Annotated in this window: 26 protein-coding genes; 13 read left to right on the top strand and 13 right to left on the bottom strand. The window is 59.4% G+C overall.

All coding sequences use genetic code 11. The features are described from left to right. Positions 1–133 precede the first annotated feature (133 nt). Positions 134–1,966 carry a dihydroxy-acid dehydratase gene (gene ilvD, locus ACR0I0_RS16860; RefSeq protein ID WP_171635553.1) on the bottom strand — a complete coding sequence of 611 codons (1,833 nt, stop codon included), beginning with the start codon at positions 1,964–1,966 and terminating at the stop codon, positions 134–136. A 107-nt stretch (positions 1,967–2,073) separates the two neighbouring features. On the opposite strand from ilvD, the gene ACR0I0_RS16855 reads away from it, so the two are divergent. From ACR0I0_RS16855 to ACR0I0_RS16840, 4 genes are all read left to right on the top strand, one after another. Then, on the top strand, positions 2,074–2,637 hold the full coding sequence (locus ACR0I0_RS16855; RefSeq protein ID WP_171635555.1) for a helix-turn-helix domain-containing protein: 564 nt from the start codon (positions 2,074–2,076) through the stop codon (positions 2,635–2,637). Continuing rightward, entirely contained in the window at positions 2,634–2,903 is a 270-nt protein-coding gene (locus tag ACR0I0_RS16850) for a CBU_0592 family membrane protein (protein ID WP_152459709.1), read from the top strand. The genes ACR0I0_RS16855 and ACR0I0_RS16850 overlap by 4 nt, the downstream gene beginning before the upstream one ends. Before the next feature lie 71 nt (positions 2,904–2,974). Then, entirely contained in the window at positions 2,975–3,829 is an 855-nt protein-coding gene (sseA, locus tag ACR0I0_RS16845; protein WP_171635557.1) for a 3-mercaptopyruvate sulfurtransferase, read from the top strand. Next, a complete protein-coding gene (locus tag ACR0I0_RS16840; RefSeq protein ID WP_480492308.1) occupies positions 3,829–5,013 on the top strand; it encodes an amino acid aminotransferase in 1,185 nt (394 codons plus the stop codon). Before sseA ends, ACR0I0_RS16840 begins: the two co-directional genes overlap by 1 nt. 70 nt (positions 5,014–5,083) lie before the next feature. Here ACR0I0_RS16840 and ACR0I0_RS16835 read toward each other — a convergent pair whose 3' ends face one another. Together ACR0I0_RS16835 and ACR0I0_RS16830 are read right to left on the bottom strand one after the other, a co-directional pair. Continuing rightward, positions 5,084–6,412 carry an ammonium transporter gene (locus ACR0I0_RS16835; protein ID WP_171635561.1) on the bottom strand — a complete coding sequence of 443 codons (1,329 nt, stop codon included), beginning with the start codon at positions 6,410–6,412 and terminating at the stop codon, positions 5,084–5,086. Between the two features lie 34 nt (positions 6,413–6,446). Then, positions 6,447–6,785 carry a P-II family nitrogen regulator gene (locus ACR0I0_RS16830; RefSeq protein ID WP_480492307.1) on the bottom strand — a complete coding sequence of 113 codons (339 nt, stop codon included), beginning with the start codon at positions 6,783–6,785 and terminating at the stop codon, positions 6,447–6,449. Positions 6,786–7,043: 258 nt separating this feature from the next. Between ACR0I0_RS16830 and ACR0I0_RS16825 the strand changes: the two genes are divergently transcribed. Beyond that, the gene (locus ACR0I0_RS16825; RefSeq protein ID WP_171724088.1) at positions 7,044–9,221 is read left to right on the top strand and encodes a transglycosylase domain-containing protein; all 2,178 of its coding nucleotides are present in this window, start codon (positions 7,044–7,046) and stop codon (positions 9,219–9,221) included. A 59-nt stretch (positions 9,222–9,280) separates the two neighbouring features. Here ACR0I0_RS16825 and leuB read toward each other — a convergent pair whose 3' ends face one another. Next, the gene (gene leuB, locus ACR0I0_RS16820) at positions 9,281–10,384 is read right to left on the bottom strand and encodes a 3-isopropylmalate dehydrogenase (RefSeq protein WP_171635566.1); all 1,104 of its coding nucleotides are present in this window, start codon (positions 10,382–10,384) and stop codon (positions 9,281–9,283) included. A gap of 91 nt (positions 10,385–10,475) precedes the next feature. Here leuB and ACR0I0_RS16815 point away from each other — a divergent pair, with 91 nt between their 5' ends. Then, positions 10,476–11,003: a redoxin domain-containing protein gene (locus ACR0I0_RS16815; RefSeq protein ID WP_171635568.1), complete on the top strand. Its 528-nt coding sequence runs from the start codon at positions 10,476–10,478 to the stop codon at positions 11,001–11,003. Positions 11,004–11,006: 3 nt separating this feature from the next. Here the strand turns inward: ACR0I0_RS16815 and ACR0I0_RS16810 are convergent, their stop codons facing one another. Continuing rightward, positions 11,007–11,900, bottom strand: coding sequence for a LysR family transcriptional regulator (locus ACR0I0_RS16810; RefSeq protein ID WP_480492306.1), 894 nt, complete (start codon positions 11,898–11,900; stop codon positions 11,007–11,009). Positions 11,901–11,984: 84 nt separating this feature from the next. Between ACR0I0_RS16810 and ACR0I0_RS16805 the strand changes: the two genes are divergently transcribed. Continuing rightward, the gene (locus tag ACR0I0_RS16805) at positions 11,985–12,893 is read left to right on the top strand and encodes a Rossmann-fold NAD(P)-binding domain-containing protein (protein WP_210093192.1); all 909 of its coding nucleotides are present in this window, start codon (positions 11,985–11,987) and stop codon (positions 12,891–12,893) included. Here the strand turns inward: ACR0I0_RS16805 and ACR0I0_RS16800 are convergent. The 6 genes from ACR0I0_RS16800 to ACR0I0_RS16775 all read right to left on the bottom strand — a co-directional run bounded on the left by ACR0I0_RS16800 (position 12,885) and on the right by ACR0I0_RS16775 (position 17,842). Then, positions 12,885–13,913: an endonuclease/exonuclease/phosphatase family protein gene (locus ACR0I0_RS16800; protein WP_480492304.1), complete on the bottom strand. Its 1,029-nt coding sequence runs from the start codon at positions 13,911–13,913 to the stop codon at positions 12,885–12,887. The genes ACR0I0_RS16805 and ACR0I0_RS16800 overlap by 9 nt on opposite strands. After that, positions 13,910–14,740 (bottom strand): hypothetical protein, encoded by an 831-nt coding sequence (locus tag ACR0I0_RS16795; RefSeq protein WP_480492302.1) that lies wholly within the window; start codon positions 14,738–14,740, stop codon positions 13,910–13,912. Before ACR0I0_RS16795 ends, ACR0I0_RS16800 begins: the two co-directional genes overlap by 4 nt. 331 nt (positions 14,741–15,071) lie before the next feature. Next, positions 15,072–15,677: a 3-isopropylmalate dehydratase small subunit gene (leuD, locus tag ACR0I0_RS16790; protein ID WP_171635578.1), complete on the bottom strand. Its 606-nt coding sequence runs from the start codon at positions 15,675–15,677 to the stop codon at positions 15,072–15,074. Positions 15,678–15,718: 41 nt separating this feature from the next. Continuing rightward, positions 15,719–16,261 (bottom strand): HdeD family acid-resistance protein, encoded by a 543-nt coding sequence (locus ACR0I0_RS16785; RefSeq protein WP_171635581.1) that lies wholly within the window; start codon positions 16,259–16,261, stop codon positions 15,719–15,721. A gap of 37 nt (positions 16,262–16,298) precedes the next feature. Next, positions 16,299–17,702: a 3-isopropylmalate dehydratase large subunit gene (gene leuC / locus ACR0I0_RS16780; RefSeq protein ID WP_171724092.1), complete on the bottom strand. Its 1,404-nt coding sequence runs from the start codon at positions 17,700–17,702 to the stop codon at positions 16,299–16,301. A gap of 44 nt (positions 17,703–17,746) precedes the next feature. Continuing rightward, complete coding sequence (locus tag ACR0I0_RS16775; RefSeq protein ID WP_224857982.1) at positions 17,747–17,842, bottom strand: isopropylmalate isomerase; 96 nt, start codon at positions 17,840–17,842, stop codon at positions 17,747–17,749. Positions 17,843–17,957: 115 nt separating this feature from the next. On the opposite strand from ACR0I0_RS16775, the gene ACR0I0_RS16770 reads away from it, so the two are divergent. The 4 genes from ACR0I0_RS16770 (at position 17,958) to ACR0I0_RS16755 (ending at position 20,836) form a co-directional block, all read left to right on the top strand. Then, complete coding sequence (locus ACR0I0_RS16770; protein WP_171635588.1) at positions 17,958–19,310, top strand: mechanosensitive ion channel family protein; 1,353 nt, start codon at positions 17,958–17,960, stop codon at positions 19,308–19,310. A gap of 164 nt (positions 19,311–19,474) precedes the next feature. Then, positions 19,475–19,834 (top strand): ribosome silencing factor, encoded by a 360-nt coding sequence (rsfS, locus tag ACR0I0_RS16765; RefSeq protein ID WP_171635591.1) that lies wholly within the window; start codon positions 19,475–19,477, stop codon positions 19,832–19,834. Between the two features lie 44 nt (positions 19,835–19,878). After that, on the top strand, positions 19,879–20,349 hold the full coding sequence (rlmH, locus tag ACR0I0_RS16760; RefSeq protein ID WP_480486069.1) for a 23S rRNA (pseudouridine(1915)-N(3))-methyltransferase RlmH: 471 nt from the start codon (positions 19,879–19,881) through the stop codon (positions 20,347–20,349). A gap of 1 nt (position 20,350) precedes the next feature. After that, positions 20,351–20,836: a flavodoxin family protein gene (locus tag ACR0I0_RS16755; RefSeq protein ID WP_171724095.1), complete on the top strand. Its 486-nt coding sequence runs from the start codon at positions 20,351–20,353 to the stop codon at positions 20,834–20,836. Positions 20,837–20,839: 3 nt separating this feature from the next. On the opposite strand, the gene ACR0I0_RS16750 is transcribed toward ACR0I0_RS16755, so the two are convergent. Continuing rightward, a complete protein-coding gene (locus ACR0I0_RS16750) occupies positions 20,840–21,187 on the bottom strand; it encodes a hypothetical protein (RefSeq protein ID WP_171230254.1) in 348 nt (115 codons plus the stop codon). Between the two features lie 35 nt (positions 21,188–21,222). Continuing rightward, complete coding sequence (locus tag ACR0I0_RS16745) at positions 21,223–21,933, bottom strand: DUF599 domain-containing protein (protein WP_480492300.1); 711 nt, start codon at positions 21,931–21,933, stop codon at positions 21,223–21,225. A gap of 88 nt (positions 21,934–22,021) precedes the next feature. Here ACR0I0_RS16745 and ACR0I0_RS16740 point away from each other — a divergent pair, with 88 nt between their 5' ends. Next, positions 22,022–23,470 carry an FAD-linked oxidase C-terminal domain-containing protein gene (locus tag ACR0I0_RS16740; RefSeq protein WP_480492298.1) on the top strand — a complete coding sequence of 483 codons (1,449 nt, stop codon included), beginning with the start codon at positions 22,022–22,024 and terminating at the stop codon, positions 23,468–23,470. A 24-nt stretch (positions 23,471–23,494) separates the two neighbouring features. Continuing rightward, a complete protein-coding gene (locus tag ACR0I0_RS16735) occupies positions 23,495–24,595 on the top strand; it encodes an FAD-binding protein (protein ID WP_480492296.1) in 1,101 nt (366 codons plus the stop codon). Positions 24,596–24,598 lie beyond the last annotated feature (3 nt).

Raw genomic sequence — 24,598 nt, 5'->3', positions numbered from 1 at the left:
CGCGCGCTGCGCGGCGCCGGGCCCAAGGTCGAACGTGGCATCGGCGAAGCCGATGGTACGGATCGGGCGCGGGAGCTCTTGAGGACGGTTGATTACCCGGCTCGGCGCCTCGGCAAGCCGGTCGCGTGTGTGCTTAGACTTGGCGAACAGCCCCTTTTGCTGCGCTGGTCGTCAGCTTGGCATAGGCCTTGAGCGCGGTTGACACTTTACGTTTGCGGGGCGCGGCGGGCTCCCACCCCTTTGCGTTCTGTTCCGTGCGGCGGGCGGCCAGCTCTTCATCCGAAACTGCCAGATGAATGGTGCGGTTTGGGATGTCGATCTCGATCGTGTCGCCATTCTGAACCAGACCGATCTCACCGCCTTCGGCCGCTTCGGGCGAAACATGGCCGATCGACAGGCCTGATGTGCCGCCCGAGAAGCGACCATCGGTCAGCAACGCGCAGGCTTTGCCCAGACCCTTGGACTTCAGATATGACGTCGGATACAGCATTTCCTGCATCCCCGGGCCACCGCGCGGGCCTTCATAGCGGATGACGACCACATCGCCTTCTTTCACCTTGCCCGTAAGAATGTCGTTGACCGCCTGATCCTGACTTTCGCACACGTAGGCCGAGCCGGTGAATTTCAGGATATTGGCGTCCACGCCAGCAGTTTTCACGATACAGCCGTCGCGAGCGATATTGCCGAACAGAACGGCCAGACCACCATCCTGGCTGAACGCGTGTTCTTTCGAGCGGATCACGCCGCCTTCGCGGTCGGTGTCCAGTTCCTTGTACCGGTTGGACTGGCTGAACGCCTGTGTGGTGCGCACACCACCGGGGGCGGCCTTGAACAGCTCCTGCGCCTTTGGATTGTTGGCGACCTTGATGTCCCAGTTGGCGATCGCTTCACCCATTGTGGCCGAATGTACCGTGTTGCATTCCTCGTGCAGCAGGCCTGCGCGGCTGAGCTCTCCGAGGATCGAGAAGATACCTCCGGCGCGGTGGACGTCTTCCATGTGCACATTTTCGGTGTTGGGCGCGACTTTGCACAGGCAGGGAACGCGGCGGCTCAGGCGGTCCATGTCGGACATGGTGAAATCAACGCCACCCTCATGCGCGATGGCCAACAGATGAAGCACCGTATTGGTGGACCCGCCCATGGCGATGTCTAGGCTCATGGCGTTTTCGAATGCTTCGAAGGTGGCAATCTCGCGTGGGAGAAAACCTTTTTCATCCAGATCATAATGGCGCTTGGTGATCTCAACGATGCGGCGGCCTGCCTCAAGGAACAGCTCTTTGCGGTCGGCATGTGTCGCCAGTGTCGAGCCGTTGCCCGGCAGGGCCAGGCCCAATGCTTCGGCCAGGCAGTTCATCGAGTTCGCAGTGAACATGCCAGAACAGGAGCCGCAGGTCGGGCAGGCATTCTCTTCGATATGTTGAACCTGTTCGTCGGTGAATTTGTCGTCCGCCGCGGCGACCATGGCGTCGACGAGGTCGATTTTCTTGGCCTCCAGATCGGCGATATCGATCTTGCCAGCCTCCATCGGCCCGCCCGAGACAAATATGGCAGGGATGTTCAGGCGCATCGCGGCCATCAGCATGCCGGGGGTGATCTTGTCGCAATTCGAAATGCAGACCATCGCATCGGCGCAATGGGCGTTGACCATGTATTCGACCGAATCCGCGATCACTTCGCGCGAGGGCAGCGAATACAGCATCCCGTCATGGCCCATTGCGATGCCGTCATCCACCGCGATCGTGTTGAATTCTTTGGCCACACCGCCTGCAGCCTCGACCTCGCGCGCAACCATCTGGCCCAGATCCTTCAGATGCACGTGGCCCGGGACGAATTGGGTGAACGAGTTGACGATGGCAATGATCGGTTTGCCAAAATCATCGTCTCCCATGCCGGTGGCGCGCCAAAGGCCGCGTGCGCCAGCCATGTTGCGGCCATGGGTTGAGGTTCTGGATCGGTACAATGGCATGATGCTGTTTCCCTTTTGCCTCGGGTTGCATGTCTTGGGGTTCGTACGTTATAGCGCACGTACCACATGTGCGCTATAACGCACAAGAGGATTCGCGGGACGATGAGATGGACTCTGACGATATAACGCTGAAACTGCGAGACGTGCGTGCGGCATCGGGCCTGAGCCTGTCGAAAGTGGCCGAGATGACCGGCGTGAGCAAAGCCATGCTGGGGCAGATCGAGCGCGGTGAATCCAGCCCAACCATCGCAACGCTGTGGAAAATTGCCAAGGGGTTTCAACTGCCGCTCAGCGCGCTGATCGATACGATGAACGGGGATCCTTCGGTTTTTCAGACCGTAACTTTCCCCGGCACGATCGAGGTCAAGATCGTCTTTCCATTCGATCCCGCTCTGGGGGCCGAGACATTCCACGTCAACCTCAGGCCGAACCAAAGCCACGAGTCGCCCGCCCACGCGACAGGCGTGACCGAAGAGGTCTTTGTTCTGAGCGGCACGCTTGAGATCCTGCGCGGAGACGAGTGGGTTTCCCTACAAGCCGGGCAGGGGTTGCGTTTCGCGGCCGATCTTCCGCACGGGTATCGCGCCGGCCCCGAGGGGGCGGCCTTTCTGAACATGCATCATTACGCCCAACACACCGAATTTGTAGAGAACGGCAAGGCCCATTCATGACCGCATTTTTCGACAGCCTGACCATCGTCGACGCCATCGGCTCTTTCGGGGCTCTAATCGTGGTCGCCGCGTATTTCGCAACACAGATGCGGATGATGAACTCGGATGATCTGGCCTTTCCGGTGATCAACCTGCTGGGCTCGGTGCTGATCGTCTATTCCCTGCTCCAGAATTTCAATCTCGCATCAATGTTGATCGAGGGGTTCTGGATTCTGATCAGCCTCATTGGGATTATCCAACATTTCCGCCTGCGCAGCGCCAAGTGAGCGCTATCCAGCCTTGAACCCCTATGCCGCCGGGTATAGGGAAAAATCAAGCGCGCTTAGGGGAGGCTTTGATGCAGGACGATCCAAAAACCCTCGTATCCACCGAATGGCTGGCCGCGCATATGAAGGATCCGGATCTGCGGATTCTGGACGGGTCGTGGTACTTGCCCGCGCAAAATCGTGATGCACGGGCGGAATATGACGCAGGCCACATCCCCGGGGCGCGGTTCTTTGACATAGACGAGATATCAGATCGCCGTTCCGACTTGCCGCATATGGCGCCTCCGGTCGAGAAATTCATGTCGCGCCTGCGCGCGATGGGTGTGGGCGACGGTCATCAGGTCGTGGTTTACGATGGCGCTGGGCTGATGTCGGCTGCGCGCGTCTGGTGGCTGTTCCGTCTTATGGGGCAGGAAAACATCGCGGTTCTGGATGGTGGATTCCCCAAATGGCAGGCGGAAGGGCGCGAGGTCGAAGACCTGCCGCCGGTCATCCGTGATCGTCATATGACCGTCCGGGTGCAAAATCAGCTTGTCCGGGACGTCACGCAAGTTTCCGCCGCCGCCAAGCTGGGTGATCATGAGATCATCGACGCCCGCTCTGCCAGCCGGTTTTCCGGGGCCGAGGCCGAACCGCGCGAGGGTCTGCGCTCGGGGCATATTCCGGGTTCACGCAATGTCCCCTTTGGCCAGTTGCTGAACGCCAATGGTACCATGAAGTCGCCGGAAGAGTGCCGCGCCATATTCGAGGCCGCGGGCGTCGATCTGTCGAAACCGGCGATCACCTCGTGCGGGTCTGGCGTGACCGCCGCGATCCTCAGCCTTGCGCTTGAACGCATGGGCAAGAAAGACCACTCGCTTTATGACGGCTCATGGGCTGAATGGGGCGCCTTCCCGACCCTGCCCGTCGCAACCGGAGAGACCTGATGTTCGAGAACCTGAAACCGCAGCCTGCCGACAAGATCCTGGCGCTGATGCAGATGTATCGCGAAGACCCGCGTGATCAGAAGGTCGACCTGGGCGTCGGCGTCTACAAAAACGCGGAAGGCATCACCCCGGTCATGCGCGCCGTCAAAGCGGCCGAGCAGCGCGTCTGGGAAGAGCAGGAAACCAAAGCCTATACCGGGCTGGCCGGCGATCCGGCCTATGCGGATGCGATGATCGGGCTGATCCTCGGCACCTCGGTTGAGCGCGGCAATATCGCCGCCGTGGCGACACCGGGCGGCACCGGCGCCTGCCGTCAGGCCTTCGAGATGATCCGTATGGCCAACCCGTCGGCCCGCGTCTTCGTGTCGAACCCGACATGGCCGAACCACTTGTCGATCCTGAACTACCTGGGGATCGAGACGGTTCCATACCGCTATTTCGATGGTGACACGCGTGGCGTCGATTTCGACGGCATGATCGAAGACCTGAAGACCGCAAAAGCGGGTGACGTGGTTCTGCTGCACGGTTGCTGCCACAACCCGACCGGTGCCAACCTCAACATGGTTCAATGGCAGGAGGTCGTGAACCTGATCAACGCGCTTGGCCTCGTTGCGATGATCGACATCGCCTATCAAGGCTTCGGCGACGGCCTGGAAGAGGATGCGCAAGCGACACGACTGGTCGCGTCTTCGGTCAAGGAATGTCTGATAGCGGCGTCATGCTCGAAGAATTTCGGCGTGTATCGCGAACGCACCGGTTTGCTGATGGCCATCAGCGCCGATGCCGGGCAGACCGCTTTGAACCAGGGTACATTGGCATTCCTGAACCGCCAGAATTATTCCTTCCCGCCCGACCACGGCGCGCGTGTTGTGACCACGATCCTGATGGACGAAGCCCTGCGCGCCGACTGGATGGCCGAACTGGAAGAGGTGCGCCTGTCGATGCTGGGCCTGCGTCGCCAACTGGCCGACGAACTCCAGCGTCTGAGCGGCTCGGACCGCTTTGGTTTCATCGCCCAGCACCGCGGCATGTTCTCGCGCTTGGGTGCGGCCCCTGAACTGGTCGAGAAACTGCGCGTTGAACACGGCATCTACATGGTTGGCGACAGCCGCCTGAACATCGCCGGTCTGAACGCCAACACCGTTCCGATCCTTGCGCAGGCGATTGTCGACGTCGGCGTCTGATTTTCGGGCATTGCCAAACAAGAAACCCGGGCACGAATGCCCGGGTTTTTTTGTTTGGGTGGAAGTGGGATCAGCCTTTCGAGAATTCGGGATAGGCTTCCATGCCCAGTTCGCCCATGTCGAGGCCGTTGATCTCTTCTTCCTCGCCAACCCGCAGGCCGACGGTGGCCTTGAGGATCGAGAACAGGATGAAGCTGACTACGAAGACGAAGATCCCGATAGCCGCGAAACCGATGATCTGGGTCACGAAAGACGCATCACCGTTGGTCCATGCCACGATGAAGGTGCCCCAGAAGCCTGCGATCAGGTGAACCGGGATGGCGCCGACCACGTCATCAATCTTCATCTTGTCCAGCAGCGGCACGGTGTAGACTACGATCACGCCGCCGATGCCGCCGATGATCAGCGCCTGAAACAGCGACGGCGCCAGCGGTTCGGCGGTGATCGAGACCAGCCCGGCCAGCGCGCCGTTCAGAACCATGGTCAGGTCGACCTTGCCATACATCACCTGCGTCAGGATCAGGGCGGCAACGGCGCCGGCGGCGGCGGCCATGTTGGTGTTGGCGAAGATACGGCTGATATCGGCCATGTCACCGATCGTGCCCATGGCCAACTGCGAGCCGCCGTTGAAGCCGAACCAACCCAGCCACAGGATGAACGTCCCCAGGGTTGCCAGCGCCAGGTTCGAGCCGGGGATCGGCACAACTTTGCCTTCCTTGTTGTATTTACCGATGCGCGGGCCCAGTACGATGGCACCGGCCAGAGCTGCGAAGCCACCTGCGGCGTGCACCAGGGTCGAGCCGGCGAAGTCGCTGAAGCCCATCTCGGACAACCAGCCGCCGCCCCACTGCCAGGACGCTTCGATCGGGTAGATGATGCCTGTCAGAACGATCACGAAAAAGAAGAAGGGCCACAGTTTGACGCGCTCGGCCATGGTGCCCGATACAATGGACGCGGTGGTGGCGCAGAACATCAGCTGGAAGAAGAAGTCCGAACCGACCGACGCATAGGACAGATCGGTTTCGACGCCATCAAGGCCGACCGGTTCCAGCGAGGTGGGCGAGAAGGCACCCAGAATGCCGGTGATGGTCCAGCCGTCGCCCGGATACATCAGGTTGAAGCCGACCAACCAGTACATGATGGCGGCAAAGGAAAACAGGCCGATGTTCTTGACCAGCTGCATGGCCACGTTCTTGGAGCGCACCAGACCGGCCTCGAGCATGGCAAAGCCCGCGGCCATCCAGAACACCAGAAAGCCGCCCATCAGGAACAGCAGCGAGGTCAGGATGTATTGTGTATGCTGCGCGGTTTCGCCGGTTGCGGCGGCTTCCTGCGCCAGGCCCATCTGCGGCAGTGCGACGATCGCGGCGGCAGGGATGAGGGATTTCATCAGGTTCATGTTCAGTCCTCGAATGATTGTCGGTCGCGGCGCCTTACAGCGCCTCTTCGTTGGTTTCCTCGGTCCGCACGCGCAGGGCCTGCTCGACATCGAGGACGAAAATCTTGCCGTCACCGATCTTGCCGGTCTTGGCGGTTTTGGTGATGGTCTCGACGATCTGGTCGGTCATCGCGGCAGGCACCACGATTTCCAGCTTGATCTTGGGCACGAAGTTCACCGCATATTCGGCCCCCCGATAGATTTCGGTGTGGCCGGATTGCGAGCCGAAGCCCTTGATCTCGGTTACCATCATGCCGCGCACGCCGGCCTCGGTCAGTGCTTCGCGCACCTCCTCCAGCTTGAACGGCTTGATTGTCGCAATGATCAGTTTCACGTCTTTCCCCTCTGGTTCTCCGGTGGAACCGGTTTGTTTGCACCTGCAGAAAAATGCGCGACGGATCGCGGTATGAAACGGCTCTTGGGGGTCAAAGGGCTGCCAAATGGCAGAAGATTGCACATTTTTTGCACAATTCGGTCGCGTTGATTAAATAACGGGCAGTGTTGTGAGGGGAATTTTCGGAAATTCGGACCTCTACATACTCGGATCACCGGGGTATGGTGGCGCAAAAGAAAACCCGGGCAGAGTTTGAGCATGACTGAGTCCAAGCGACGCAAGCCGAAATTGGTTGCGGACAAAAGGTACCCGTCAAAGGGTCGTAAACCGTCGGCATCCAAGCGCCCGGCGGGCAAGAAGGCGACGGCTCGCAAAACCACCACACGCAAAACTGCGCGCAAAAAGACGCGCAAGAGATCGGGGGGCAAAGGCGGCGGCATCCTGCGTCGTTTTTTCCGCTGGGTCTGGCGCATGGTCTGGGGGCTGACCTGGCGGGTCGGAGCGGTCGTGGCCATCCTGATCGCCCTGGCGGTGGGTGTCGTCTATTCCTCGTTGCCGGACTTGGATGCCTTGTTGGACGGCCGTGCGCGCGGGTCTGTCACGCTGCTGGACCGCGACGGCAAAGTGTTTGCCTGGCGGGGCGACCAGTTTGGCGGGGTGATCACTGCCGATACGGTGTCGCCGCATCTGAAAAACGCCGTCATCGCGACCGAGGACAAACGGTTCTATCGCCATTTCGGGGTGAGCCCGCGCGGTGTGGCAAGCGCCGTTCGCATCAACCTGAGCGAAGGGCGCGGCCCGTTGTCCGGGCATGGCGGGTCAACCATAACGCAGCAAACGGCCAAATTGCTGTGTCTGGGCGTGCCTTATGATCCGACTGAATGGGAATCAGAGGCCGCCTATGAAGCCGATTGCCGACAGGGATCGCTGTTGCGCAAGGCCAAAGAGGCCATTTATGCAATGGCGATGGAGGTGAAATACTCCAAGGATGAGGTTCTGACGATCTACCTGAACCGGGCTTTCCTTGGTGCAGGCGCGCGCGGGTTCGAGGCCGCAAGCCAGCGGTACTTTGGCAAGTCCGCCGCCGAAGTCTCGCCGGCCGAGGCAGCGATGTTGGCCGGGCTGTTGGTTGCGCCCACACGTTATGCACCGACGAACAATCTGCAACGGTCGCAGGACCGGGCCCGCCTTGTGATCGGTCTGATGGAGGATCAGGGCTATCTGACCGCCGCGCAGGCCAGCGAAGCGCGGGCCCGCCCAGCCCAACTGTCCGAGGCGGCGGCTGCACGGGCCGGGGGATATTTTGCGGATTGGGTTATGGCCAGCGGGCCCGAGTTCTTTACCCGCAACACGACCGAAGATGTGGTGATCCGGACCACCCTGGATCAGCGCATTCAGACCTCTGCGGAAGAGGCGCTGAAATTCATCTTTCAGGAAAAAGTGCGCGAAGGATCAAAGGCGCAGGCGGCCATTGTGGTGATGTCGGCCGACGGTGCGGTGCGCGCGATGGTTGGTGGGCGCAAGACACGCGTGTCTGGCGCGTTCAACCGGGCGACGCAGGCGTTGCGACAGACGGGATCATCGTTCAAGCCATTCGTCTATGCCACCGCGCTGGAACTTGGGTATTCGCCGCTGGATACGGTGATGGATGAACCCTATTGCGTCGATATTCCGGGGTCAGGCCAGTGGTGCCCCAAGAACTACACCAACAAGTATTATGGGCGGGTGACCTTGGCGGATGCGCTGAAAAACTCGCTGAACATACCGGCGGTGAAAGTGGCCGAGATTTCCGGCCTGGACAATGTTCGGACGGTTGCCAGCGGCTTCGGGATTGCCAGCGACCTGGCACAGGGGCCTGCGCTGGCGCTTGGTGCATCGGAAAGCACGTTGATCGAGATGACCGGGGCTTATGCAGGCATCCTGAATGGCGGGTCGCAGGTTGAACCTTATGGGCTGACCGAACTGAAGCTGCTGGGCGACGAAACACCCGTCATGGTCACGACGACCGGTATTGGCGAGAGGGTCATCAATGAAAAGGCTGCCAAACAGCTGACCTGGATGATGGAGCGCGTGGTCTCTGAAGGGACCGGCGGGCGGGCCAAATTGCCCGGCTGGCAGGTGGCGGGCAAGACCGGAACGACCCAGGCCGCGCGCGACGCGTGGTTCATCGGGTTCACGGCGGATTATGTGACCGGGGTCTGGATGGGGTATGATGACAACACGCCCTTGTCCGGCGTGACCGGTGGTGGCTTACCGGCCGAAATCTGGAAAGAAACCATGCTGCGCGTGACCGAGGGGATGACGCCCACCCCGTTGCCGATGATGGCGCCGGAACCTCCGGTGCAAACGGCGCAGCCGCAGCAACAACGGCGAAAGAAACAAACCGGGTTGGACCGGGCTATAAACAACCTGTTGAACAATATCTTCGGGAATTGAGCAGGCAAAAAAAGGCGGTGCGCTGGGCACCGCCTTTTGTTTTTTCATTCTTTCGTTTCTTAGACGCTTGCGTCCAACGCTGAAAGGATCGCGTCGCCCATTTCGCTGGTCGAGACGGGCTGAACGCCCTGATCCGCAAGCAGGTCGCCGGTGCGAACGCCGTCGGCCAGAACTTTCTCGATCGCAGCTTCCAGCCGATCCGCTTCCTCGCCCTGATCAAAGCTGTAGCGCAGAGCCATCGCAAAGCTGAGGATGCAGGCGATCGGGTTGGCTTTGCCCTGACCCGCGATATCGGGGGCAGACCCGTGTACGGGCTCGTACATTGCTTTGGGGCGTCCATTGGCCATCGGCGCGCCCAGCGACGCCGACGGCAGCATGCCCAGAGAGCCCGTCAGCATCGCGGCGCAGTCGGACAGGATGTCACCGAACAGGTTGTCGGTCAGGATCACGTCGAACTGTTTCGGCGCGCGCACCAGCTGCATGGCACCGTTGTCGGCGTACATATGGCTCAGCTCAACTTCGGGGTAGTCAGCGGAAACGCGGTTGACCACTTCGCGCCACAGAATGCCCGATTCCATCACGTTGGCTTTTTCCATCGAGCACAGCTTTTTGTTCCGGCGCATCGCCAGTTCAAAGGCCGAACGCGCGGCGCGTTCAATCTCGGATTCGGTGTAACGCTGGGTGTTGATGCCGACGCGTTCATTGCCTTCCTCGAAGATACCGCGTGGTTCACCGAAATAAACGCCCGAGGTCAGTTCGCGCACGATCATGATATCCAGACCGGCAACGATGTCTTTCTTCAGCGACGAGAAATCAGCCAGCGCGTCAAAGCACTGGGCCGGGCGCAGGTTCGAATACAAGTCCATTTCCTTGCGCAGGCGCAGCAGGCCGCGCTCGGGCTTCAGGCTGAAATCCAGATCGTCGTATTTTGGGCCGCCGACAGCGCCCAATAGAACCGCGTCGACCTCTTGCGCCTTGGCCATCGTCTCATCGGACAGAGGCTTGCCGTGGGCATCATAGGCGGCACCGCCGACCAGATCCTCGCTCACGTCAAATTGAAGACCGCGATTGGCGCCGAACCAATCGATGATTCTGCGCACTTCGGCCATGACTTCCGGGCCAATTCCGTCTCCGGGCAGGATAAGGAGCGAAGGGTTGGACATGAAGGGTCTCCTTGCGTTTTGTTGCACAGGGCCTAGCGTCTGCGTTGCATCGGGTCAATGAGACGAACCTGCCAAAACAGAAGGAAAACACATGCTGACACCTGGAAATCCGGTTCCTGCGCTGAAAATCGAAACTGTTGCCCATGGCAGCTTCGATCTTGACGCGGACAAGGGCGAACACGGGACGCTGGTGATTCAATATCGCGGGCTGCATTGCCCGATCTGCATCAAGCAGATGACCGAGGTCGAAGCGGCGCTGGATGACTTTGCGGCGCTGGGCGTCGAGGTCATCATGATCACCACCGATACAGCCGAGCGCGCGGCGGAAGCCGCCGAAAAAGCCGGAGCGTCGCGCCTGCGTGTGGGCCACAGCCTTCCCCTGTCCGCTGCGCGGGATGATTGGGGCCTTAACATCTCGACCAAGCGCGAAGGCAGCGCCGAACCGGACCTGTTCGCAGAGCCGGGGCATTTCTACATCGCACCCGACCGGACGCTGTACTATGCATGGCAACAGACCACGCCTTTCGGTCGCCCGTCCATGTCGGATATTGCGGGTGGTTTGAAATTCACACTGGGCAACAACTATCCCGCGCGCGGAACTTATACCGGCCCGCTTTGACCCTCAAAGAGCGGCTTTGAGCCCTTCTGCCAACAAATCCCAGACCCTGCGGATGCGCGGGGTCTGGCGCATGGCCTGGGGTGCGGCCAGCCACACGGGTAGAATCGGGATGTCCACATCCAGCGGCAGGATTTCCACGTCGGGGTCGGCTTGGGCAACCTGTACCTGGCTGAAGCCTATGCCACAGCCCGCCCGGATCAGTTCCCAATAGGCGCTTTGCAGGTCACAGCGGGTGGCAAAACTGTCGCGGCTGGCTGGCCACCCCTTTTCACGCATGGCTTTGATGATCTCCTGGTTCGCGTCAAACCCTACCAGATCATGCGTAAACAGTTCTTCGGGTGTCTTGGGGCGCCCCTTCCGGTCCAGATAGGACTTTGCCGCACAAAAACACAGCGGCACATCCCCGAGATAGCGGGAAATAAGATCCACCTGCGCAGGGCGATACATCCGCACGGCGATATCCGCCTCGCGATAGAGCAGATTCTCGGTGGTGTCAGTGGCCACCAGTTCAAGCTGGATCGTGGGCTCTTGCCTGCGGATGGACGCCAGTATCGGTGGCAGCAGGTGATGCGAGGCAAAGACAGATGCGGTGATGCGCACCGAACCTTCAAGCTGTTGCGATTGCCCCGCGGCGGCAAGACTGAACGCGGTCATGGCGCTGTGCATCTGCTGGGCCATCGGCAAAAGCTGTAAGCCCGCTTCGCTGAGCTTCAGACCACGCGCGTGGCGATCGAAAAGAGAGACACCCAGTTCGTCCTCGAGGTTTTGGACCTGCCGCCCCAAAGTGGGTTGGCTGCGATTGAGATGTCGTGCGGCGGCGGACAACGATCCCGTCTCGGCCACGGCCAGAAAGCATTGAATCAGAGACCAATCTGCATGTGTCAGAGCTTTGTCCATTCAGAAATGAATACACGTTCTGCGAATTGCGGCAATTCCTTGCGCGAAGTGAATGGGTAGATTGACCTCAGACAGGAGGCAAACATGGCACAATCTGCACTGGTACTGGGCGCAACAGGTCGTTTTGGACGCAACGCAGCCCTGGCGTTCAGGCGCGCGGGCTGGGATGTGACGGAATTTGACCGCAGGTCTGATTCGCTGTCACAGGCGGCGCGCGGCGTGGACGTCATCGTGAACGGATGGAATCCGCCCTATCCCGATTGGGCACGCGATGTGCCGGTACTGACCAAACGGGTGATAGATGCGGCCTCAGATACGGGGGCGACCGTGATCGTACCGGGCAATGTCTACGTATTTGGTGGGAATACGCCGGGCCCATGGTCGGGCGGGACGCCGCATCGAGCCACCAACCCTTTGGGCCGGGTTCGGATCGAGATGGAAGAGGCCTATCGCGCGTCAACCGTGCGCACCATCCTTTTGCGCGCCGGGGATTTCATCGACACCAATGCATCCGGAAACTGGTTCGATCAGGTCATGATCAAGCGTCTTTCGCGCGGTCAGTTCGTTTATCCCGGTGATCCGGACGCACCGCACGCTTGGGCCTTTCTGCCTGATCTGGCCCGCGCCGCCGTTGCGCTGGCTGAGATGCGGCAAGACCTTCCCCGTTTCTGCGATGTTCCATTTGAAGGGTACACTTTGACCGGGACGCAGATCGCTCAATCGCTTTCGCAAGTCACCGGCCGGCCGGTTACAGTGCGGCGTATGAAATGGTGGCCTCTGCAATTGGCCCGCCCATTCTGGCGCATGGCCCCTCATTTGATCGAGATGCGGTACCTCTGGCACGTGCCGCATCAATTGGATGGCGGTTATATGAAAGAATTGCTGACCTCGTTTTCTGAAACGAAGCTGGAGGATGCCTTGCGTTCCGCCATTTCGTCCCAACGTGCCGTTTCATCGGCGACGGCCGGGAACAGGGGCGAGGTTCTAGGGTAGGATTATGTCAACCCAGACCAGTCGATGCCTGCTGGCGCGTCGGGCACTGTCGTACAGCGTGCCACCTTCCACGGGCCAGACAATGCCGGTTTCCGAGATTTGCAGATCACTGGACGGCAACACATAGTCAACGCGCATTTCCCCGGTGGCTTTCCATTCGACCGTTGCTGATGAACCCGATGGGTCCTTTGGCATCGGATCCTGCACATGGGGATCGGCCAAAAGCGCGCGAATGGCCTGCTTGTGGCCTTCTCCGCGGGTCGGGTCGAGATTGGCGTCCGCGGCCATCACGAAGGGGCCTTGAGGAACTGGCCCCAGGCCGCCATTCAGCAAAACCGACCACAGGCGAATCTCGTCCCTGTTGCGCAGACCGTTGCGATCCTCGGGTCCGTCAAAAACCGGTGGGGCAGCGTGAAAGGTCATCAGGCTAAATCGCCCCTGCGGGGTTTCGATCGGAAGCACCCAATGCACGGTCGAGGACAGGCGCTGAATGTCGTGCGCAGCTTCAGACGGGAAGGGGAGCCCATCCCTGAATGGCAAATCAGCCCCAGGCAGGTCTTTCCACCGCAGATTGGTGTAATCCTGAACGTCTTCGGTCATGATTTCGAAACGGGACAACACCGCCACCCCTCCGTGGCCGGTGAACTTCCCCCAGCCCTGCGCGTCGCCGGGGCCTTGCGTTTGGCCATCTCCGTCCAGATCCAGCGGCGTTTCCAACCCAGCAATTGGTTGGGCGGAAAAGTGATAGGGGAAATCCAGGCCCGCCTCGCGCAGTTTCTCGGACAGGGCGCTCAGGGCCGCGCCGTCCAGATCCCAGTCGATGCCTTGCAGGGCAATGACATCAGGTCGCGCCGCAGCAATGACCTCGACAACGGCTTCAACCTGCGCATCATCCCGCTGGATGTCGCGCAGCAGCAGGCCGGGGCCGTTTCTGCTGAGTTCAGTGTTGTAGGTGGCGATGCGATAAACCTCTGCCTGTGCCGAGAAAGGCAACAGCAGCAGAGCAAGGGCACGGATCATGCGGCTTGCGTTGTCTCGTTTGTCGAATAGGCGCGGCGCTTTTCCACGATCAGACCCGCGATGCGAAGCGTCGCCATGCCGCGCATGATCATGCTGGCGGGCAGGAAGGCCCAGGCGCACATGGTCCAGATCAATGTTTGCGGATTGCTCAGCGAGATCGGGGCAACGACGCTGCTCATGAGCTTGATGACAGCCGGAATGAGGAAGGGGAGCAGAACGCCAATGCAGATATTCAGGCGACCATCACGTTGCAGGCGGGTGACAACATCGCCGCCCTTGGTGGGATCAAACAACGGCAGATTGGTCCATACGTTGAAGGCGCCATTGCCCGTGGGCCAGCCGCGCACTTTGACCGCATAGGCAAAGCTGGCGACGGTGACCAAGGCGGCCACATAGGCCACACTGGCTGCGATCCGAACCAATTCGATCAACGGCTGACCGGCATCCAAGGGTAGCATCAGCACGATCAACCGAACCGGAGAATAGGGAAAGTCCGCAACATTCGCGACGGCCAGACCTGCGGTGTAGGCGAACGCGGTCAGTTCAGTCGGCTCATAGTTGTTTTTGCAAACCAGTGTCAGAAAGGTGACCATCGACATCAGCCCGACGAACCGCAGACGGTTCACCGGCGGCGCATCGCGAAATTCAATAAAACTGGGAAAAGCAGAATTGTACTCGGCGAATGTCAGGATGAACGCGAGAATCGCGAGGAAGACCAGAATCTCGGTCCCGTTCGTCGATGATACAGGCAGGTACAACGCGGGTGTCAGCACCATCAGTGCCACAAGTATTCCGCGTATCGCCGCCCCTGTTGTGCGCGCAATCACTATCCGAACCCTTTTTCAAACCGGATAAGTCGATCTTCGCCGACTTACATTCCAACTTGTGCCCATCGTCTCGAGTTTTTGACGGATGCCTCTTTAGCGCCAACATGGACGATAAGCGGCATTTCGCTCAAGACAGGGTGCAGAAAACACGTGATTTCGGGCAAAATGATGGCGCAACTGGTGCGGGATTGCATCATTTTCGACGCAAATCCGACGTGTATCTCAATATGAGACCAAGATGTTGTGGTTTTGCGAAAACCAACCCCAAGAATGAGAACGGGGCCGCATTGGCGACCCCGTTAGGTTGAGTGTTCAAAGAATCGCTTGGGCCTTACACCCAGGGGCGGGCCTGGCTGGCGTGTTCCTCAAACTTGTCGATGTGGTGATCTTTCTCCATCGTCAGGCCGATATCGTCCAGACCGTTCAGCAGGCAGTGTTTGCGATGCGGGTCAATATCAAACTCGATCACGACACCATCCGAAGTGGTGATCTGCTGATCTTCCAGATGTACCGTCATGCGGGCATTCTCGCCTTTATGCGCGTCTTCCATCAGGATCGCGTGATGCTCTTCTTCGACCACGATCGGCAGGATGCCGTTCTTGAAGCAGTTGTTGAAGAAGATGTCGGCAAAGCTGGTCGAGATCACAACCTTGATGCCGAAATCCTTGATCGCCCAGGGTGCGTGTTCGCGCGACGAGCCGCAGCCGAAATTGTCTCCGGCGACCAGAATTTCGGCCTCGCGATAGGCGGGTTTGTTCAGGACGAACTCTTCGTTCTCGCGCCCGTCATCATGATAACGCATTTCGTCAAACAGCACGACGCCGAGGCCGGACCGTTTGATGGTTTTCAAATGCACTTTGGGAATGATCATATCGGTGTCGATATTGATCAATGGCATCGGGGCGGCCACCCCGTGGACTTTTTCAAACTTATCCATGTTCACACTCCTGCGGGAGAGGGCCGCGCCCAGGCCCCGCGTTAAGCTTGTTTCGTTTCTTTTGGTGCGTCCTTGACGAAGAACGCCATGAAGACAAGGCCGAGCCCGTTAAAGATCATCTCGATCCCCAGCAGGATGCCCAGCAATTGCAGCAGCACCGAAGGGTCCATTGCGGCAAAGCGCCAGATCAGGATCGCCAGTACAATCGACATGATGCCCGAGACCAGCGTCGCCCAGAAATATTGCGTTCCGCGCATCTGGAACGACAGGATCACGCGGGCAATGCCGCCAGCCATGAACAGGATCAGGCAGACAGTTGCCAGTGTCAGCGTTCCTTGCAGTGGGTGATCCAGAAAGGACCAGCCCAGAAACAGCATCACGACACCCATGATAAGTGACAGTATCTTGTTGCCGGCCCCATCGACGGTGAAGCCGCCAACAACCTGTAACGCGCCTGAAATCAGCAGCAATACACCTGTGACCACCGTCACGGTGATTGATGCCACGACCGGTGCGCCCAGCACAAAGATGCCGAACACTATGGACAGAAGTCCAAGCAATAGCCATTTGACCCAGTCACTCATTTGTTCAATCCCTCAAATATCTAGATATGAGGGCACCTTACAACAATTCACGGACGTCTGTCAGCCGTCCCGTGATTGCCGCTGCGGCAGCCATTGCCGGGCTCAGCAGATGTGTGCGCCCGCCCCGGCCCTGACGGCCTTCGAAGTTGCGGTTCGAGGTTGCGGCACAGCGTTCGCCCGGTTGCAACTGGTCGGGGTTCATCGCCAGGCACATCGAACAGCCTGCCAGACGCCATTCGAACCCGGCCTCTTTGAAGATGTCGGCCAGGCCTTCTTCTTCGGCCTGAGCGCGGACCAGCCCCGAACCCGGCACCACCATGGCGCGCATCCCGTCCTTGATCTTCTTGCCTTTCAGGATCTCGGCCGCGGCACGCAGGTCTTCGATACGTCCGTTGGTGCAGGACCCGATAAAGACGGTGTCAATCTCGACATCGCTCAGCTTCTGACCGGCTTTGAGACCCATATACTCGATTGACCGGCGGGCCGCTTCGACCTTGCCGCCTTCGAAATCCTCGGGGTGCGGCACGGTTGCCGTGATCGGCAGAACATCCTCGGGGCTGGTGCCCCAGGTGACGACAGGCGCGATGTCTTCGCCACGAATCGTGACAACCTTGTCGAAATGCGCGCCTTCGTCGGTGTAGAGTGTTTTCCACCAATTCATCGCGGCTTCCCACTGCGCACCTTTCGGCGCATGCGGACGGCCTTTGACATATTCGAACGTGTTCTCATCCGGTGCAATCAGCCCTGCGCGTGCGCCACCTTCGATGGCCATGTTGCAGACGGTCATGCGGCCTTCCATCGACAGGTTGCGTATGGCTTCACCGCAATACTCGATGACATAGCCGGTGCCGCCGGCGGTGCCGGTTTCGCCGATCACGGCCAAGGTGATGTCCTTGGCGGTCACGCCCGGCTGCAATTTGCCGGTGATTTCCACCTTCATGTTCTTGGATTTCTTCTGGATCAGGGTCTGCGTGGCCAGCACGTGTTCGACCTCTGACGTGCCGATGCCGTGGGCCAATGCGCCGAATGCGCCATGGGTGGCGGTATGGCTGTCGCCGCAGACGACGGTCATGCCCGGCAGGGTCCAGCCTTGTTCGGGGCCGACGATGTGCACGATGCCCTGACGGACGTCATTTACCGGGTAATAGTGAATGCCGAAGTCCCGGGCGTTCTTGTCCAGCGCTTCGACCTGAATGCGCGATTCCGGGTTTTCAATACCGTTCACCCGGTCAGGTGTGGTCGGAACGTTGTGGTCCGGCACGGCAATGGTCTTTTCCGGCGCGCGCACCTTGCGGCCCGCCATGCGCAGGCCTTCGAACGCCTGCGGGCTGGTGACCTCGTGGACCAGATGGCGGTCGATATACAGCAGGCAGGTGCCATCATCGGCTTCGTGCGCGACATGGGCATCCCAGATCTTGTCATAGAGTGTTTTGGGGGACATGTGTCCTCTCCCGTATGTAACTGAGAAATAGCTGGCGAGTTGGCTCAGGCGACGGGTAGGCGCGCCAGGACCGTGCGGGCAGCCCCAAAGAACCGTTCGCGCAGACGCGCGCGGTCTTCCAGATTCTGTTCTTGGGCCACATTGAGTCTCATGCGGTTCAGATATACCGCGCGTTTGCTGCAATCAAGGTTCAAAACCGGTGTCAGGCTTGCATCGCCTGGCATTGCTGTCCAAGCTGCCGTGCAGGAGGCGCGTATGAACCAAGACCTGATCCCCAGCTCGCTGACAGACCTTTACAACAACATGGTCGCGGGGTTCTCTTCCGAGCTTCAAGAACTGGTCGAGTTGGTGGTTACGCCGGGCTGGCGGCAGTATCAGTTGGTCATCATCCTTTTCCTTTGGGCGCTGGCTTTCCTTCTGAAAGTTCTGACACAGCCACGATGGGATGCCTGGACGCGCGCACGCACCGGATGGCCGAAATGGCGGCTTCGCACCATGGTACAGCTGATGCAGCGGCTGACACTGGTCTATTTCGTGCTGCTGTCCTGGCTCTTGTATCAGGTTATGCAGCATGTTACCTGGCCGTCGCGCAGTTATCTCATTGGGATCATTGCAACTCTGGCAACTGCGTGGCTGGCGATTGCACTGGTCGCGAGGCTTGTCCGCAACCGGACGCTGCGACGGATATTCAAGTGGGCAATGTGGGTCTATGCAACGCTTGTTGCTTTGAATCTGACGGATGACGTGGCCAAATTCCTTGATGGGGTCGCGATTTCCGTCGGTGACCTGCATATTTCCTTGCTGGGCATTCTCAAGGCCATCCTGCTGATCGGGGTCCTGTTGACGCTGGCCCGCATCGGCACCCGCGCGGCCGAGCGTGGATTGCAGAGCAATGACGACATCACCCCATCCATGCAGGTGTTGTTGGCCAAGGGAATTCAGGTGCTGCTGTACGGCGCGGTCTTTCTGGCTGCGATCCGCACGCTGGGCTTCGATCTGACCGGCATTGCGCTGCTGTCGGGCGCAATCGGCGTCGGCATCGGGTTTGGCCTGCAAAAAGTGGTGTCAAACCTCATATCGGGGATCATCATCCTGATGGATCGGTCGATCAAGCCAGGCGATGTGATCTCGCTGGGCGATACGTTTGGTTGGATCAATGCGCTGGGCGCACGCTATGTCTCGGTTGTCACGCGGGACGGGCGGGAATACCTGATCCCGAACGAGGACCTGATTACCAACCAGGTGGTGAACTGGTCGCATTCCGACAAATTCGTGCGGTTGGATCTGGATTTCGGCACCAGCTATGAGGATGACCCCCACAAAGTGCGGGCAACGGCGATCCGGGCTGTAAAGGCAGTGACCCGCGTATTGAGTGGCGGAAAACATGAACCGGTATGCCATATCACCGGTTTTGGCGACAGCAGCGTGGATTACGTTCTGCGGTTCTGGATCAGCGATCCGACCAAAGGGCTGACCAATATCAGGGGAAATGTCTATCTTGCGCTGTGGGATGCGTTTCAGGACGAAGGCATCTCGATCCCCTTCCCGCAGCGCGAGGTTCGGCTTTTGTCGGAAAACGCAAACATGCAACAAATCGCAGAAGAGTGATCACCCCTGCGCGGGGCCGGACGCGCTTTCATTGAAATGTTGCATTCCCCTTGCTACCTTATTAGTACCTTGGCGCCGGGGTTTCACGGCGCGCAGCAAAGGAGGACTATGTCCTGTCTCTACATACACAGGCGGGTTTGCCCGCCGAAGACGGGTCCCGTGTAATGGCCCACTCTCAGTCAATCAGCGACAAGCTGCTTGAGCGTATCCTTTCCTCACTTTCCGATGACAAGGCCGAAGACGTCGTGCAGATCAACCTGCAAGGCAAGTCGTCTGTCGCGGATCACATGGTCATTGCTTCGGGTCGGTCGACCCGTCAGGTCTCGGCCATGGCGGAAAAGCTGACGGATCGCATCAAGCAGGAATTCGGTTTCTCCTCGAAGGTCGAAGGCAAGGATGCCGGCGATTGGGTGCTGATCGATACGGGCGACGTGATCGTCCATATCTTCCGCCCCGAAGTGCGCGAATTCTACCAGCTGGAAAAGATGTGGCTGCCTCAGGGCGGCAGCGCCTCGGCGAACTGAGGCGCCATCCCGGCCCGTATTAAAGGGCCGGAGGCGAGAGAGATATGCGTATCAGCATAGTTGCGGTCGGGCGATTGCGCGCCGGACCGGAGAAGTCCCTGCTTGATGATTACCTGACCCGCTTTGACCGGACCGGACGTGCGCTGGGCCTTGGTCCCGCGCGGGTGATCGAGGTCGAGGACAAGAAAAACGCAGGCATGGGGGCCGAAGCCGCGTTGCTGCGCAAGGCGCTGCCCAAGGGCGCGGTGATCTGTACGCTGGACGAACGTGGGCGCGTGATGTCCTCGCCCGATTTTGCCAAGAAACTGGGTAGTTGGCGCGATGCCGGGCGGCAGGATCTGGCGCTGATCATCGGCGGAGCGGACGGAATAGACCCTGCTTTGCGGGCGGAAGCCGACTTTTCCCTCTCGTTCGGGTCGATGGTCTGGCCTCATATGCTGGTCCGTGTGATGCTGGCCGAGCAACTGTATCGGGCCGCGACCATTCTGTCTGGTGGCCCCTATCACCGGGTCTGACATGGCGCAGCTTCTGATCGTTTACCATTCGCGCACAGGTGGTGCCCGGCAGATGGCCGAAGCGGCGGCTGAATCGGCGCGGGCTGAGACCGAGGTTGAACTTGTGCCTGCGGATCAAGCGGGGCCGGAGGATGTGCTGGCCGCCGACGGCTACATTTTCTGCGCGCCAGAGAATCTGGCGGCGATCTCGGGCTTGATGAAGGAGTTCTTCGATCGCTGCTATTATCCGGTTCTGGGACAGATCGAAGGTCGTCCATATGCGCAGATGATTTGCGCCGGATCAGACGGAGAGAATGCAGCCCGCCAGATCGCACGGATCGCCACTGGCTGGCGGTTGAAAAAGGTCCAGTCGCCGCTGATTGTCTGCACGCATGCGCAAACGCCCGAGGCCATTCTGGCCCGGAAAACCATTCCTGAAGATCAGCTGGATCGGTGTCGCGAGATCGGCGCCGCGCTGGGTGCGGGCCTGGCCATGGGGATTTTCTGAAGGTCAGTTCAGTTCGACCAATGTCGTGTCTTCGTTCCAGCCATCCACATTGCACCGGGCCTGAATCTGCACCTGTGACACGTTTTCCGGAATCACCACGCCACCAAGTGAGCGGGTAAAGGGTTGTTCTGTCTCGTGCGGGTGGTGCAGCACCCGCATTCCCAGTTCATTCCCGTCCATGTCCAGAACGCGCCAGCCGTCGGCGTAATGATCCCAGCCTGTATCGGGATGCCGGATCGTCACATCGAACCGCCATGTGTCACCGGTGGCACTGGCGCGGACCTGTTCGATTGTCGGCGGGTCGGCGAGGGCAGGTGCAGCCAGAAGGGCGCTGAGAATCACATATCGCATGGTTCGAACCTAGGGTTTAATGTCGCGCTTGGGGATCACGTCTCTGTGTTCGACGTTTGGGCAATGAGGATCGCGCGGGAATGCGATGCAAATTCGCGGCGATACAGGACACCGAATGTGATCATTGTGCCCAACACCAATGCCATCGGCCCGAGAAACCACGCCAGCGAAGCAAGGGCGAAATATGTGGCGCGGAGACCGCGGTTGAAGCTTCGGGCAGCGGTCACGCAGATCTCGGCCGCCTGACCGGCCCGAGGATAGGCGTTTGGGTCTTCAGGATCGTTTGGAACCGAGGCCATCAAAACGGCGCAATACCCAAAAAGGCGATGTGCCCAGACGTATTTCAGAAAGGCATTGGCCAGCAGCAGGACAACCACAAGTATCTTGATTTCCCAGACCATCGCCGGTGCGCTGCCGATGGCAAGATCCGTCGCCACCCCGGCCAATCGCTCGGTATTGCCCAACAGGGCCAGACCGCCCCCGATGGCAATCATCGTGGTTGAGGCGAAAAAGGTGCTGCCTTGCCGCATGGCAGCCACGACCTGCGCATCGAACATCCGTGGCTGGCGCGTCACCATCTCGTGCATCCAGTCGCGGCGGTAGCCATCCATCACAAGGGCGACGGACGGCTTCTGTGGTGACGGGTGTTCGATCTTCCATCCGATCCATAGCCACGCACCCAGCAATATCGCCATGGCAGCATAATCCAGAAGGGAAAACAGGGCGGCACGTTCGATCCAGGTCATGGCGCGACAGTAAGACCGGACATCGCAACTTGCCAGAGTGGTAAATTGGTAATATTATTTTACCAAAGAGAGGAAGGGGAGGGATGCCATGGAAATGCCAAAGCCAAGCCCGGACGTACTGAACCGGAAAAGCACGATCGTTTCGCGGCTGTCGCGCGTTCTGCCAGATACGGCAATTATCCATGATCCGGCTGAAACCCGAGCCTATGAGTGCGATGCCCTGACGGCTTACAAATGCCCGCCGATGCTGGCCGTGCTGCCGTCGAGCACGCAGGAAGTCTCGGATGTTTTGCGCATTTGCCATGAAGAAGGCGCGCCGGTCGTGCCGCGCGGTGCGGGTACGTCGCTGGCCGGCGGGGCATTGCCAACGGCTGATTGCGTCATTCTGGGCGTTGCGCGGATGAATGAGGTGCTGGAAACGGACTATGACAACCGTTTCATCAGGGTGCAGACGGGCCGCACCAATCTGAGCGTGACCGGCGCGGTCGAGGAAGAAGACTTCTTTTATGCGCCTGATCCTTCCTCGCAACTGGCCTGTGCCATTGCCGGCAATATCGCGATGAATTCAGGTGGCGCCCATTGCCTGAAATATGGCGTGACAACGAACAACCTTCTGGGCGTGACCATGGTGATGATGGATGGCAGTGTCGTCGAGATCGGCGGCGCGCATCTGGATGCACCCGGTCTGGACCTGTTGGGCGTCATTTGCGGCTCGGAAGGTCAGCTGGGCGTGGTGACCGAAGCAACACTGCGCATTCTGCGCAAACCCGAAGGCGCGCGGCCGGTTCTGATGGGGTTCGACGACAACGAAGTCGCGGGTCAGTGTGTTTCTGACATTATCAAATCGGGCATTCTGCCGGTCGCGATCGAGTTCATGGACACGCTGTGCATAAAAGCCTGCGAAAACTTTGCGCACGCTGGATACCCCGATTGCCATGCGCTGTTGATTGTCGAAGTGGAAGGGTCTGAAGCCGAAATTGACCATCAATTGGCGAAAATCACCGAGATCGCCAAACGACACAACCCGGTCGAACTGCGAGAAAGCCAGTCAGCCGAAGAAAGTGCAAAAATATGGCTTGGTCGGAAATCCGCATTCGGCGCCATGGGGCAGTTGAACGACTATATGTGCCTTGACGGTACGATCCCGGTGTCGGCCCTGCCGACGGTGCTGCGCCGTATCGGCGAGTTGAGTGAAGAATTCGGTCTGCCTGTTGGCAACGTATTTCACGCAGGGGATGGGAACATGCATCCGCTGATCCTTTTCGATGCCAACAAACCGGGTGATCTGGAAAAATGCGAGGCATTCGGGGCCGAAATTCTGAAATTATGCGTGGACGAAGGCGGTTGTCTGACCGGTGAGCACGGCGTGGGTATCGAGAAGAGGGATCTCATGTCGCATCAATATGCGCCTGCCGATCTTGAGGCGCAGATGGCGGTCAAGGACGTTTTTGACCCCAAATGGCTGCTGAACCCTGCCAAGGTGTTTCCACTGAACGTTTCGGAAACCCGTCGCCACGCGCAGATTGCTGCCGAGTAACAGGCTCTAATAACGGATTTTGCCATGAAACCTGAATCAGAATCTGAACTGGCCGACATGGTGGCCGGATTGAAAGACCCTGTTTGCATCATCGGTGGCGGCACGCGCGCGATCACCGGCCCCGAAGCGAATATCGAAACCGGGGCTCTGCGTGGCATTTCGCTTTACGAACCCGGAGCACTTACTCTTGTGGCCAAGGCCGGGACACCATTGGCAGAGATCCAGGCCGTGCTGGAGGCGGAAGGTCAGCAGCTGGCGTTTGAGCCGATGGATCACCGAAGTTTGCTTGAAACTCAAGGTGAACCAACGATCGGCGGTGTCGTCGCGGCCAATATCTCGGGCCCGCGGCGGATTCAGGTCGGTGCCTGCCGGGATTTCCTGCTAGGTGTGCGTTTCGTCGACGGGCGCGGACAGGTGGTCAAGAACGGTGGGCGAGTTATGAAAAACGTCACCGGTTATGATCTCGTTAAATTGATGGGTGGGTCTTGGGGAACACTGGGAATTCTGACCGAAGTGTCGTTGAAGGTGCTGCCCAAGCCGGAAAAAGCGGCGACTTTGTCCGTCGCCGTTCGGGATGCCGGCAGAGCGGTGGAAGTTCTTTCCGCTGCGTTGAAATCACCTTTTGAAGTGACGGGTGCCGCCTATGACCCGGCGGGTGGCAATGCCCTGCTTAGGGTCGAGGGGTTTGCAGAATCGGTGACGTACAGGATCGGTCGTTTGACCGCCTTACTGGCAGATTTTGGTGAGGTGACAGACGAGGGAGACGCCGCAGCGCCTTGGACCGGGATCCGCGACGTTCACCCATTTCAGGGAAAGGACGGGGACGTCTGGCGGCTTTCGGTGAAACCGGGTGACGCGGCAGAGATTTCGGCGCGCGCCGAAGCGGATCAAGCGCTGTTTGACTGCGGCGGCGGTCTTGTCTGGCTGCTGGTCCCGGCTGGCACGGATGTGCGTGCCCGGCTTGGCGCGTTTTCAGGTCATGCCACTTTGGTACGATCTGACCACGACACGATCAGAAAACTGGGGCGATTTCATCCGGAGCCCACATCAATATCGGCACTGACAAAGGGCTTGCGTGCGAAATTTGATCCTCGGGGTTTGTTCAACCCGGGGCTGATGGGATAGGGC

Source organism: Ruegeria sp. AG6 (genome assembly GCF_056541565.1).
The sequence above is the reverse complement of the archived record's forward strand: the minus strand, read 5'-3'. Positions and strand labels throughout refer to the sequence as shown.